This is a genomic window from Halomonas chromatireducens (assembly GCF_001545155.1).
GTDB classification, from domain to species: domain Bacteria; phylum Pseudomonadota; class Gammaproteobacteria; order Pseudomonadales; family Halomonadaceae; genus Halomonas; species Halomonas chromatireducens.
Window position 1 is genome coordinate 846,118 of the sequence record NZ_CP014226.1, and the last position, 12,869, is coordinate 858,986.

Genomic DNA, 12,869 nt, shown 5'->3' on the forward strand with positions numbered 1-12,869 from the left:
GGCACACGCCTGAGGCTCAATTGTTGTTCGAGATGTTTGTTAGCAGTTATATCGGCCGCTAACGGTCGAACTTGAATAAGGCGAGGCAGGCGAACGATGCGCGGCAGGGCCGCGCATCGAGCGGGTGGTTATTTCACGCGCTGGCCGGGTTCGGCACCTGAATCCGGCGACAGCAAGTAGATGCCGTCGTCGTTGCCCGCAGCGAGGACCATGCCCTCCGAGATGCCGAAGCGCATCTTGCGCGGGGCCAGGTTGGCGACCATGACCGTCAGTCTGCCCTCCAGTGCCTCCGGGGCGTAGGCTGCACGTATGCCGGCAAACACGGTGCGGCTCTCGCCGCCCAGGTCCAGGGTCAATTGCAGGAGCTTGTCGGCTCCCTCGACATACTCGGCCTTGGCGATACGGGCAATGCGGAGATCCACCTTGGCAAAGTCGTCGAAAGTGATCTCAGGGGCGATGGGATCATCGGTCAGCGGCCCCTTGGGGGCATTCTTGAGCTTCTGTTCTTCCACCAGATCCTCCTTCGAGGCCTCGATCATGGCATCGATACGATCACGTTCCACGCGGGTCATCAACGGCTTGAACTTGGCAATTTCGTGGCCCAGAAGCACGTCGTGACGGCTATGCCAGTCGAGCGTGTCGAGTTGCAGGAACTGCCTTGCCTCTTCAGCCATGGCCGGTACCACCGGCGCCAGGTAGACCATCAACTGGCGAAACAGGTTGAGGCCCACCGAGCAGATATCGAGTACTTCCTGCTCGCGATCCTCCTGCTTGGCCAGTACCCACGGCTCCTTCTCGGCGATGTAGGTATTGGCCTCGTCGGCCAAATCCATCACCTTGCGGATTGCCCGGCCGAATTCCCGGGCCTCGAAATCGTCGGCGATACCGTCACCGGCGGCGATGAAGCGTGCCACGAGTTCAGGCTCAGCGCAGTGAGCTGACAGCGCTCCCCCCCCCAGTTTCTTGACGAAGCCGGCGCAGCGGCTGGCGATATTGGGCGATTCTGCCACGGCGGTCAGCGGCAACATCAGCACGGTAGCGGCAAGCAAGGAACGAAAGGGCATGAAGACTCTCCAGTGGTTTAGTGAAGGGCGGAAGAAGACAGGCCGCCGGTAATATCTGATACGTGATACAGCTTACCCTAGACAAGGAGCCGGTGGGAAAGCCCAGCACGGCCCTATCACGTACCATGGGTACAGGAGACTTGGCCCACCTGCAGCTCCGCCACCGGCTGCGGCCTGCCGAAGAGATAGCCCTGGAAGGCTTCGCAACCGTTTGCCAGAAGCCACTGGTGCTGCGCCTCGGTCTCTACCCCTTCTGCGGTCACGTCAAGCCCAAGGCTAGCCGCCAGGGTGATGGTGGCCTGGACAATCGCGGCATCCACCGGGTCGTCAAGCACGCCGTTGACGAAAGCCTGGTCGATCTTCAATTCATCCAGTGGCAACCGCTTGAGATAGTTCAGCGAAGAGTAACCCGTCCCGAAGTCATCCAGGGCAAAGCGGATGCCGATCTGATTGAGCCGCAGCATGATTTCGCGTACCCGCTGGTGATCATCCATCAGCAGGCTCTCGGTCACCTCCAGCGTCAGTCGACAAGGATTGGCAGCCGTTTCTTTCAGTATTTGCTGGACTCTCACCACGAAATCCGGCTGATGGAATTGCACGGAGCTGACGTTGACGGCAATGCTCAAACTCTCCCGCTCCGGCTCCTGTGCCCAAACGACAAGCTGCCGGCAGGCGGTTTCGAGGACCCAGTACCCGATCGGTAGAATCATTCGGTTCTTTTCCGCCAAGGGAATGAACATGCCGGGCGATACCATGCCACGCTGCGGATGCTCCCAGCGAATCAACGCCTCGACCCCGGTGACGCGTGAAAGGGAGTCCACCTGCACCTGGTAGTGAAGGCGAAACTCATCCCGAGCGAGGGCCAGGTGCAGATCGGCTTCCAACTGGACACGTGCCATCACCGTGGCCTGCATGGCGGAATTGAAGAAGCGCAGGGTATTGCCTCCCGCCCCCTTGGCCTGCTGCAGCGCCATGTCGGCCTGCTGCATGGCGCTCTCCACGCTGGTCTCGCCGTCGGCGAACAGCGTGACGCCGATGCTGCCGGTAATCGGCAGGGTCAGCGCCTGCTCCTGATCCTGCTGGGCTTCCAGAATGCGGGCCAACAGCTTTTCCGCCACAAGCTCGGCAGCATGAGCCGCCTGTTCCTGATCGGGAGCCAGGTCGTGAATCAGCAGAACGAACTCATCGCCTCCCAGCCGCGCCAGGGTGTCGCTCTCTCGTACCGCACGCGAAAGGTGATCGGCAACGTGGCGCAGGAGATGATCGCCCTGAGAGAGCCCCTGAGTGTCATTGACCAGTTTGAAATTATCCAGGTCAATGAACATCAGCGCCGCATAGCGATCCGTGCGCCGGGACCCCTTGACCACCCTTTCCAGACGATCGAGCATCAGGCGCCGATTGGGCAGGCCGGTCAGCGGATCATAGAAGGTCAGGCGATAGTTGCTTTCCTGGATCGCATGGCACTCGGTGATATCGGTGGCTACACCACACGGCAAATAATCCCTGCCATCTGAATCGTTGGCCAGTTTCACCTTGTCGGCCGGCGAGTGAGCGGCCCTTCGGGAACCCACGCGGCGGCCCCACCAGGCGCCGCACGCTGCCGCCAACGCCAGACCTACAAGGGCGACGATGGCAAGCACCGCCCAACTGGAGGCAGGCACCAACGCTGCCCCCTCCACGCTGCCAGCCGCTGTCGACGACAGCCCAGCCAGCATCCCTGCGAGCGCGTACCGTCGAATGATCGACAGCAAGCCAGTCAATGACATTACGTCACCATTTTAAGTTTATAACACTATGTATAGCAGAAAAATCTGAAATGACCGACAGATAACCGACTGATGCCATGTACGAAGCGGCACCAACGTCCATTAGTCATCACCTGTTGCCTGTGACCGTGCCCACCGAGGATACTGTATGTAATGACAGCATTCGCGAGACCACCTCATGCCACACGATACGATCCTTTCCGCACACCCTGCACCACCCTCCCTTGCGCTGCCCTACCCGCTTGCCCTGGGCCGCGCCGGCCTCGCCGGTTTTCCCAGCCCGGCCCAGGACTACGAGGGCCGTACCCTCGACCTCAACGAGCGCCTGGTGAAGCGCCCTTCGGCCACGTTCTACATGAACGTCACTGGTGACAGCATGATGCGACTTGGCATCCATGAAGGTGACCTGCTCTTGGTCGATCGCTCCATTGAGCCCCGCCCTGGCCATATCCTGGTCGCCATGGTCGACGGCGAGATCACCGTGAAGCGGTACGAGCGGCTCGGTAACCAGCCATACCTCTGCTCGGGCAACACCCGCTATGCTCCGATTCCCCTGGAGGACCTCGACTGCCAGGTTTGGGGGGTAGTGCGCGCCGTCATTCACGAGTATCCGGTATGAGCTTGATCGGCCTGGTGGACTGCAACAGCTTCTACGTCAGCTGCGAGCGCGTGTTTCAGCCGCGGCTGGATGGCCAGGCCGTCGGCGTACTCTCCAACAACGACGGCTGCCTCATCGCCCGCTCCAACGAGATCAAGGCTCTCGGCATCGAGATGGGCACGCCGGCGTTCGAGATCCAGCACCTGGTGCGCCAGGGCCGCATTCACCTGCTCTCGTCAAACTACGAACTTTATGGCGACATGTCCGCGCGGGTACAGGACGTGCTCGAGGAGTACTCTGCCGGCGTCGAGCCCTACTCGATTGATGAAATGTTCGTGAGATTCGATGGCTTTGCCAACGATCAGCTCCTCGAGCACGCCCGACAGCTCCATCGCAAGGTGCGCCAGTACACCGGCATTCCCGTCTGCGTCGGCGTGGCCCCTACCCGCACCCTCGCCAAACTCGCAAACAGAGCAGCCAAGAAGATACCGGCCTATCGCGGCGTATGCGCAATACGGCCCGATAACCGAGAAACCCAGGCGCTGCTGAAGAAGACCGAACTGAGTGACGTTTGGGGCGTGGGGCGGCGGCTCGTCGGGCGCCTTTCCCTCATTGGCATAAAGAGCGCCTGGGATCTCGCCCAGGCCGACCCCAAGCGCATCCGCCGGCAGTTCAGCGTCACCCTCGAACGCACCGCCCTGGAGCTGCGCGGCATACCCTGTATCGAGCTGAACGATTTCCATGAGCCCCGCCAACGCATCATGACCAGCCGCAGCTTTGGCAAGCTGACCAACGATTTCAGCGAGATCCGCGAGGCGATTCGTCAGCACGGCCAGCGCGGCGCCGAGAAGCTACGCCGCCAGAATAGCCTCGCCCGTGCCGTCCTGGTGTTCCTCAAGACCAATCCGTTTCGCAACGACCTGCCCCAGTACTCGCCCAGCCTGGCCGTCGAACTGTACCGCCCCACCGACGACAGCCGCGAGATCCTGCACGCCGCCGGCCAAGCCCTCCAACGAATCTACCGCCAGGGTTACCGGTACCAGAAAGGCGGCGTGATGCTGCTCGACCTCATCGACGCCAATCGACAGCAGCTCTCGCTGCTCGACACGCCCCAGAGCGACGCCGACAGGAACCGCAGCCAGAAGCTGATGAGCATCATGGATGAACTGAACAGCAGAATGGGGCGCGGCACCGTGAAGCTCGGCACGCCCAGCCCCGGCGCAGCCTGGCACCTGCGCTGCGATAACCTCACCCAGCGCTATTCGACGCGCTGGGAAGAGCTTCCCGCGGCAAGAGCCACATAACAAGAAGCCCGGCCGTGAGGCCAGGCTAAATCTTCGCTTCCTTTCCACTACACACAACCACCCAGCAAAACCACCCCGAGAACGATGCACAGCAGCAGCCGAGTTTCCAACACCGGGGTGTGCATACTGAAGATCGACAGTAAGGAAACCCGCACTATGCTGCGGCGCTTCGAACTGGGTGACGTTTGGGGCGTGGGCAACCGACTCGCCGAGCGTCTTGCCGTCATCGGCATCAAGAGCGTCCGCGACCTCGCCCAGGCCGACCCGAAGCGAATCCGCTGGCAATGCGCTGGCGAAAACGGCCGCCGAAACCGGCGTTGGGATAGCGGCGATAGTAATCGTGAAAGGCGTCGACGAAGTTGCCAACATCGAGCAGCACCTCGGCTACCGCGACGCTCAGCCGGTGTCGTCGGTGAAGGTACTGCTCGGCGCAAACAGTTCGAAGTCGCGTGTCTTTGTGCCGGCCCCTTCGTGAATTGAGCCGATGACGTCGCCAGCAATGGCCCCCAGCATAAGCCGCCTCCATTTATTCGGCGCTTCCCTTCAGCATAGAAGACGCACGCGAACGGGGTGGACGGTCATGCTGGATTCAGGGCTGGCTATAGGCTGAAGGCTGTCTACTCGCTCAAGGCTGTCGCACGTAGCTCCCCGGTGCGTCTTCCAACGGCGGGAAGCGCTCGCTGCCCATCTGCGGCGGTGCCGTCTTGCCCGATGAGTGCGCCACCAACCACTCCCGCCAGGCCGGCCACCAGGAGCCTTCCTGCTCCGGCGTGGTCTCCCGCCAGTTCAGCGGATCGACATAGGGCTCGCCCTGATGCTGGGTGCGCATCTGGAAATGGCGCCTCGGATGGTCCGGCTCGCTGACGATGCCGGCATTGTGGCCACCGCTGGTGAGCAGGAAGGTCACTTCGTCGGCATCCGTCAGCAGGTGGACCTTGTAGACGGACTGCCAGGGCGCCACATGGTCGGAAGTGGTGCCAACGGCGAAAATCGGAGCACGAATGTCCTGGATGGCCACAGGGCGATGTTCCACCTGATAGCGACCGCTGGCGAGGTCATTGTTGAGAAAAAGTTGGCGCAGATACTCAGAGTGCATGCGGTAGGGCAAGCGAGTGATGTCGGTGTTCCACGCCATCAGCTCGTTCATGGGCTGGTGCTGGCCGAGCAGATAGCTGTGCACCATGCGCGACCAGACCAAGTCGTTGGAACGCAGGATCTGAAAAGCCCCGGCCATCTGGTAGCCGTCCAGATAGCCTTGGTCCCACATCATATTCTCCAGATAGGACACCTGGCTCTCGCCGATGAACAGCATCAGCTCCCCGGCCTCGGTGAAGTCCACCTGGGTCGCCAAGGTGGTGAGGGTCGCCAGCCGCTTGTCGTCGTCGCGTGCCATGGCGGCGGCGGCAATGGAGAGCAGGGTTCCCCCCAGGCAGTAGCCCACGCCGTGAACCCGTGGCTGACCGGTGATCTCGGTGACCACATCAAGCGCTGCCATGGGCCCGAGGCGCCGGTAGTCCTCCAAGCCCAGGTCGCGATCCTCCGAGCCGGGGTTGCGCCAGGAGATCATGAATACTGTGTAGCCCTGATCGACCAGGTACTCGACCACCGACTTGCCAGGCGTCAGATCGAGAATGTAGTACTTCATGATCCAGGCCGGAACGATGAGTACCGGTTCGGCATGTACCTGCTCAGTGGTGGGTATGTACTGAATCAGCTCGATCAGGTGGTTGCGATAGACCACCTTGCCCGGTGTTACGGCCAGTTCCTCACCGACGCGAAAACGCTCGGCACCCACCGGTGGCTTGCCCGACACGTTGCGCTCCCAGTCCTCGATGACGTTCTGCCACCCGTCCATCAGGTTCTTGCCACCTGACTGCAGCGTTGTCGCGATGACTTCCGGGTTCAGCCAAGGAATGTTGGAAGGCGACCAGCGATCCAGTAGCTGACGGGTCACGAAGTTGACCACATATTCGCGCTGCGGTGGCAATCCCTCGACCCCGGTGGTGGCGTTGTGCCACCACTGCTGGGTCAACAGAAAGGACTGGTAGAAGAGATTGTAAGGCCACTGCTGCCACGCCTCATCATCGAAACGCCGATCCTGGGACATGGGCTCGATACAGGGCGGGGTGGCCGGATCTTGCATCCACCGGTTGACATATTGGCCCAGGCGCAGCGACTTGCGCAGCGCTTTCTCGCTCAGCTCCACCTGCTTGCCCGGCGATAGTGCCAGGTGCGTCAGCCACTCGAAATAGACGCTGGTGAGCCCCGCAGGCGTGACGCCCGCCGTCATCCGGGCCAGGTTGGCCTTGAACGCCCGGTCCAGGGCGTGGGTGGCGTAATACCCCGGGTTAGGCCGCTCAGCGACGGATGGAGAAGGTGCGCTCAGCGCTTTCTCACTGGATCGGGACTTCGTCCGGTTATCCTGATGCATCGACAGTGGCCTCCATCGAATCCGGATGATCGAAAGCGAGCGCCTTTGCAGCTGCTCAGTACTCAGCGTAGCATTTTTTGCACTGCATCAATCCCGAGTGACGCTCATCCTTCGAGCTGAACATCAGGTATCCGTCTGTTATTCGACACGCCCAGCCCAGGCACAGCCTGGCACCTTCGATGTGATACTCTCACCCAGCGCTATTCGACGCGATGGGAAGAGCTACCCGAGGTAAGAGCCACATAACAAGAAGCTGCCCCGTACCCGCTTTCTCGGAGACCCGTTGATTTGAGTCAGACTGCCTTCCGGCGGCTCGACCTGGCCGACACTATTGGAAAAACCAGATTCCTTTACACATGCTTGATCCTACCTACCGCGGTAACGAAGGTGATTTTCCATCGGGGTTCGGTTCAAATCCGCAGTCGCTACATAAGGTCAGACCGGCCATTCAGATGCTGTCCCGCTGTAGCCGATGACAAACAATATGTCCTCGATCCTTTCGCTTTCGAACAGTTCTCGCATCTCCTCGGTATCAGGTAGGACCAACTCCCATTCCCCCAGCGGAGGCTGCCCGCGCAGGGCATTCCAGCTCCCCCGCCGGGTGCTGACGATGCCGTCTATCGGCTGTGCGCCACCGCCGTCCACTGTAATACCGTCCTCGCCGGTGAAACGCAGCGCCTGGATGAACGGCAACTCGAGCTCGGCAGCGTCGACCCCGGCGAAGCACAGCAACAGATGCTCGATGTGCAAATCGTCGACATTGGGCGGAAAATCGCTCCGCCGGGTCCGGACGCGCACCGTCATTGGCGCCTTCGTACGGCCGGGGTTGTGTAGCTCATACCACTGGTCGGCGAACTCCTGGCGGAAGTGAAACGGACGCTCGGCCTGCAGGTTGCGGTCGAAGTAACCGATCACCTGGCGGCGGTAGCTCGCGCTGTGCTGTGCTGTGTAGTCCATCGTGAAAAGTACGTCAGCGATCGTTCGATAATCGAACGCGTTGGCCGGACGTGGCATCTCGAGCTGCCAGGTCGTATCCACACCCTGCCCTTCGAAGGGCAGCAGCAGCTCGCTGTCGGACTCCAGCGCGAAGAGCCCGGTGGCGTTCATTGAGGAAGTGAAGGCGATGAGCTCCGGGCTGCGCTGTAACTCGACGGTGCGGAACACCTCCGGCCCGACCACCACCCGGGACACACCGGAGCCCGCGAGTACCGCGCGTATGCCCTCGGCCGGGGGAACCAGCGCTACCACGGAGACCGACACCCGCTTGATGAGCCGGAGGTAGTGGCCTGGAAATCCGCGATCGAAAAGTTCCATCGGCGTGACGAAAGCCAGCCGGCCGGTGCGCCGAAACTGCTCGAACTCGAACGGAAACAGCCGCGCCAGGGAGAAGGTCTGGCTCAGCTCGAGCCGGCGCTCGCGGGTCTTGAAGGCGAACTGATCCAGCTTGTAGATGTCCTGCAGCAGCCGCGCCGATCCAGTGAGGCCTCGACGGTCAGGCGCCCCATCACCACCAGTCGCCGACGCCTCACCTTCGGCGGGTGGCCGCCAGTAGTCTTGCTGTACGAAACCGGGAAGCTTTTCCTGACGCTCAAACGCAAGCTGGTTCTGCGCCAGCAGCGCCGTGGCCGTGGCCTGTTGTAGGAAGAACCGGTACACCCGATTCAGCACGCCGCTCATCCACTCGTACAACTCGGCATTGGTGAACTTGTTAGCGAGAAAGTCGAGCGTCACGGCCGCGTGCTCTGTTCGCAGGTTGGCGATTCCGCGCTCCTGTATGGCCATGCGGTGTTGCAGGAAAGCTAACGCGACCTGTTTACCTCCAATGGCCAGGTCCTTCTCTGCCAGTCCCTGCTGCCGGCGCCATTCCTGTTTTCGCCGCTCGAAGCCGGCGTTCACTGATGCGATTTGGGCAGCCGTGGTCGCTTCCAGGGCTTCCTTTTCCCGTTGCGTCACATACTGGCTGACAGCGGTGCCGGCCATTGACGTCGCTATGCCGGCGACCCCTCCTCCAATCGCTGATGCCGCGGAGGAGACGGCATTCGCCCAGAAAGCCGCCATCATTGCGCGCTTTCTGGCATCGGCCGCTCCCTGATAGGCATTGATCATCTCCCGCTCGTAGGACATCAGCCCCACCCCGATCATCGCTTTATAGCCATCGCGCTGCTCTCGTGCACGTTCACGCTGCAACCGCGCCAGCTCAATTCCCATGCCAGCTTCGTCCACTCGCAGTTCCTGCAGTTCGACCTGTTCCTCACTCAGCGCCAGGTCCTGGCGTGCCTGAAGGAAATTGTACGCCTCAGCGTCCGCCCGTTCGGCACTCGACAAAAACGCTGCCTCGATCTGCTGGGCGATGCCGACGAGCTGTCTGGCGCGCTCGATCAGCACTTGGTAGCGATAAATAGTGGGTCGCGAAGCGACAGTGCGCTGCAACGGCGCGGCCACAGAACCTGCTCCCCGTTCACGCCACCCGGGCTGCTCCAGCCCCGCGATGTTACGGCCGCTGCGCAACTTCTCCAGATTCAGCTCGGCGTGCTGGCGCAGTACAGCGATGGCGGGATTCTCCGGTAAGAGCCTGCCGTCGACAACCGGGTTGCTTGTCGCGCGATCATCCTCTGGTGGCAACATCTCAGGGAGCTGCAGCAGGTCTAGCGCGGTGAGATAGAGACTCCGCGCACGGGCTACGGACGAAGACCTGGCAGCGCTAAACTCCGCGTCGGCATACTCCAGACAACAGCCGATGATGGATTGCAGCGTAAAGCGGGTGTAAATGTTTTTCCGTAAGCTCATGCTGGCGTGATCGTGCGGATTCAACTCCTCGCGCAGCCAGGTCTCGGGTGGCCGGGATAGCCGCACCCCGAGGCTTTCTTCGACAACCAGGCCGAAGAAGACCTTTCGCTCCCCGACTTCCCACTCGTGCGCGTAGATCGTGCGGTACCAAGCCAGCGCGGCCGAGAAGTGCCCACTGCGCTGCAGGTGCAGGGCCAGCGTAAGCGGCACGAAGTAGTAGACCTCTTTCAGCCAGTCAGGGGCTCGCTGGAGCCAGCTAAGTTGTTCACCTGCAACCAGCCCTTCGGCGTGGAAATGCTCCCTGATCGCAGAACGCCGCTGCCTCAGGGCCTTCTCGTCCAGTTGCTCCGTGATGACGAAGTCTTCGCCCTCTGGAAGATCGTTTCCGACCTCCTCGCGCAGCATCGCCAGATAACCGGGCACTTCCCCACGCCCCGGCTTGCCGTTCGCCAACTGGCGGGCCTGACGCGGCGTAAGCTGAGATATCGTTCGAAGCTGCTCGATCAGAGACCGGAACGCACGGCTCGGCTGATGATGGGGCGCGCTCTCCAACAGCAGGCTCGGGAACAAAGCAGCGTCAGTGTAGACGAGGGTCTGGAACGCACTGCGCCACATCGGATATGTGCCGAGCCAGTGCCAGTCCTCATCGAAGTCCGCCGGTTCGTACTCCGAGCCGAATGCGATACGCCATCCAGCGGCCGGATGAGGATCCGGGATCACCGGCAGACGTTGGCGTTGAGCGAACCAACCGGCGCGCAAGCCGAAAATGACAGTCTGTAGGGTTTCGGTTGCCTGTCCCAGGCGCGTCGTCCTCACCTGACCACCGTTCCCTAAGTCCAACGCCAGGTGACGAGTCAAACCGTTGATCGCGTCCGACTGGTTCGGCTCGCCACCTTCCCCAGACGCGTGCCGGGCTATGATGGCAGCAACGAGAATGTCCCGCAGGCTAGGCAGCGCCGACGTTTCCGCCGAGGCCACCGCCGCTTGCAGTGTCTGCTCCAGCGCCTGCTCCGCCTGATCCCGCAATGACGGGCCGCGACCCTCACGGTTCTCGCTTGGTCCCTCATCGAGCTCCGGCAGCCGTTCACGTTGCCAGTTAAGCAAAGAGGGCTCGGCGTCGAGCGGGTCAAGTGGATCCCGTTTGGTGGAGGGCAGACCGAACAGTTGCTCAAGTCGCTCCTCGGTCGGCTTCTCGCCAGCGGTAAGCAGCTCGTTCACCCGCTCCGGCGCAATGCCGAGACGTTCGGCCAGCGAGTCGACGATCTCAGCGGCCCCGGCATCCGCATCATCCTGTCGACGCGCTTCGCCTGCCGACAGCAGCTCAGCGTGCGACACACCCCATTGCGCGAGCAGGCTATCGATAGCCAATTCCCTGTACTCGGCTTCTGCCGGCTCTTCCTCGTCCACCAGCCTGCGCAGCACCTCGACGGCCAGTCGCACCTGCGATACGGGCTGCTCTGCGGCGGAACGCTCGTCGTCCATCGCTAGCCGAGCGAAAGGCTGGAGAAACGCCGCTTCCAGCTCTTGCTCCGTTATCGCCTCCCCATCCGAATCTCGCGCACGCAGCCTGGCAAACGCCAGCAGCTCTCGCAGATACGCCTGTTCGTTGAACATCAGACGACCTCCCGTCCCTGCACGACCAGCTCAGCCGGCGCTGACGTCTGCCCGGACACGTCGACGGCTCGCACCAAGATCTGAAGATTGCCCGGTCGATCCACATGAACGGAGAAGCGCCAATTCGACCAGTCCTCGTTTTCCCCCGCGTCGGCAGCCTGGAAATCACTATCATCCAACGACCACTCGACACGGATGATATCCATCACCGCATCGGAAGCCGTCCCCTCGACCTCCACGGTGACACTATCCTCCTCGATGATCACGGGATGGGGACTGTGCGGCTCGACGATCTCGATCGCCTCCGGGCTGTCGTCGGCGAGAACCTTTAACTGATCAGTGTCTTCATTCGGTGAGTCCACGCTAGGATCTGCGTCCGCTTTGTCCCGGCAGCGGAAATGAATTACGTGCACGCCGGGACCCGGTATCGGGACATGCGCCTTCCATTCTGACCAATCCCTGCCCACTTCCGTGGCCGGCAGGAACTCTTCTTCGCTTTCGAGACGCCACTCCACAACTGCCACGCCACTGCCGTCGTCACCTGCAGTCCCCTCGACTTCCAGCACCATATCGCCATCCCCAGGCCAGACGAGGTGCTGGTCTCCACGGGGACTGGTGATCTCGATAACTGGATCGCCCACATCGACAGTCCTTACAGTCCGACGCACCGGCGGGTCGCTCTCGTTGCCGACCCGGTCTACCCCTCGCGCCATGATCCTGTGGCGGCCGATGCCTTCCAACGTCAGCTTCTTGCTCCATCGGCCGTCCCGAAAATCGGCCCGCTCCGATGTGACACCCACGCCTACCAGGACCCGAGCGACACCCGCTGGCGAATCCGACGCCGCTCCCGTTACCGTGATTTCGAACTGTGAGCCCTCCATCGGGAATGTGTCCTGTTCAGCGGGACTGTCGATCTCCACCTCAGGCGGCTCATCGTCGAGCACCACGTCCACGGTGCGTCGGGCCACGCCGGGCTGGCCCTGAAGGTCCGGAGGAGGTTCGGCGCGCACCTCTATATCAAGTTTGTCGGAGGCACCAGCTCGGCCCGAAAACCGCCAGCGCCTGGGGGGTGAGGGCACCTTGGTGGCTTCCGAAAAGCCTCCACCGCTCAGTGACACCAGCACCCGCCCAGGCTCGATTTCCGGCCCCCCTCCGCCGCCAGTGGTGACGATCTGCCCCCAGGCGTCGATACTCACCCGAAACCGCCTGTCAGGCCCGATGATGACTCTCGTTACCGGGGAAGTGATCTGTGCGAACATTGCTACGGGTGGATTTGGCATCGATTCATCCTCCTCTGCTTGCAAG

The 12,869-nt window shown here is 61.8% G+C and carries 8 protein-coding genes and 1 pseudogene; 4 read left to right on the top strand and 5 right to left on the bottom strand.

Annotated features, from left to right (window positions below; all coding sequences use genetic code 11):
* Positions 1–128: 128 nt before the first annotated feature.
* Positions 129–1,010 (bottom strand): annotated as a pseudogene (gene metG / locus LOKO_RS03995) (methionine--tRNA ligase subunit beta); the annotation flags it as partial.
* A gap of 170 nt (positions 1,011–1,180) precedes the next feature.
* The gene (locus tag LOKO_RS04000; RefSeq protein ID WP_083517416.1) at positions 1,181–2,830 is read right to left on the bottom strand and encodes a putative bifunctional diguanylate cyclase/phosphodiesterase; all 1,650 of its coding nucleotides are present in this window, start codon (positions 2,828–2,830) and stop codon (positions 1,181–1,183) included.
* A 178-nt stretch (positions 2,831–3,008) separates the two neighbouring features.
* Between LOKO_RS04000 and LOKO_RS04005 the strand changes: the two genes are divergently transcribed.
* The 3 genes from LOKO_RS04005 (at position 3,009) to LOKO_RS20375 (ending at position 5,207) form a co-directional block, all read left to right on the top strand.
* Positions 3,009–3,449: a LexA family protein gene (locus LOKO_RS04005; RefSeq protein WP_066445381.1), complete on the top strand. Its 441-nt coding sequence runs from the start codon at positions 3,009–3,011 to the stop codon at positions 3,447–3,449.
* Positions 3,446–4,732, top strand: coding sequence for a Y-family DNA polymerase (locus LOKO_RS04010; RefSeq protein ID WP_083517417.1), 1,287 nt, complete (start codon positions 3,446–3,448; stop codon positions 4,730–4,732). Before LOKO_RS04005 ends, LOKO_RS04010 begins: the two co-directional genes overlap by 4 nt.
* Positions 4,733–5,072: 340 nt before the next feature.
* On the top strand, positions 5,073–5,207 hold the full coding sequence (locus tag LOKO_RS20375; RefSeq protein ID WP_256379987.1) for a hypothetical protein: 135 nt from the start codon (positions 5,073–5,075) through the stop codon (positions 5,205–5,207).
* 150 nt (positions 5,208–5,357) lie between these two features.
* Here LOKO_RS20375 and LOKO_RS04015 read toward each other — a convergent pair whose 3' ends face one another.
* On the bottom strand, positions 5,358–7,163 hold the full coding sequence (locus LOKO_RS04015) for a PHA/PHB synthase family protein (protein ID WP_083517418.1): 1,806 nt from the start codon (positions 7,161–7,163) through the stop codon (positions 5,358–5,360).
* A 135-nt stretch (positions 7,164–7,298) separates the two neighbouring features.
* On the opposite strand from LOKO_RS04015, the gene LOKO_RS20570 reads away from it, so the two are divergent.
* Positions 7,299–7,409 carry a DUF4113 domain-containing protein gene (locus LOKO_RS20570; RefSeq protein ID WP_417935390.1) on the top strand — a complete coding sequence of 37 codons (111 nt, stop codon included), beginning with the start codon at positions 7,299–7,301 and terminating at the stop codon, positions 7,407–7,409.
* Between the two features lie 189 nt (positions 7,410–7,598).
* Here the strand turns inward: LOKO_RS20570 and LOKO_RS04020 are convergent, their stop codons facing one another.
* Positions 7,599–11,564, bottom strand: a complete 3,966-nt coding sequence (locus LOKO_RS04020; protein ID WP_066445383.1) for a Tc toxin subunit A-related protein — start codon at positions 11,562–11,564, stop codon at positions 7,599–7,601.
* Positions 11,564–12,844, bottom strand: coding sequence for an Ig-like domain-containing protein (locus LOKO_RS04025; RefSeq protein ID WP_144439606.1), 1,281 nt, complete (start codon positions 12,842–12,844; stop codon positions 11,564–11,566). The genes LOKO_RS04020 and LOKO_RS04025 overlap by 1 nt, the downstream gene beginning before the upstream one ends.
* Positions 12,845–12,869: the final 25 nt, after the last annotated feature.

Coding starts and splice junctions, on each gene's coding strand:
- LOKO_RS04010 (WP_083517417.1), top strand. CDS start 3,446: ATGAGCTTGATCGGCCTGGTGGACTGCAACAGCTTCTACGTCAGCTGC.
- LOKO_RS04000 (WP_083517416.1), bottom strand. CDS start 2,830: ATGTCATTGACTGGCTTGCTGTCGATCATTCGACGGTACGCGCTCGCA.
- LOKO_RS04015 (WP_083517418.1), bottom strand. CDS start 7,163: ATGCATCAGGATAACCGGACGAAGTCCCGATCCAGTGAGAAAGCGCTG.
- LOKO_RS04025 (WP_144439606.1), bottom strand. CDS start 12,844: ATGCCAAATCCACCCGTAGCAATGTTCGCACAGATCACTTCCCCGGTA.
- LOKO_RS04020 (WP_066445383.1), bottom strand. CDS start 11,564: ATGTTCAACGAACAGGCGTATCTGCGAGAGCTGCTGGCGTTTGCCAGG.
- LOKO_RS04005 (WP_066445381.1), top strand. CDS start 3,009: ATGCCACACGATACGATCCTTTCCGCACACCCTGCACCACCCTCCCTT.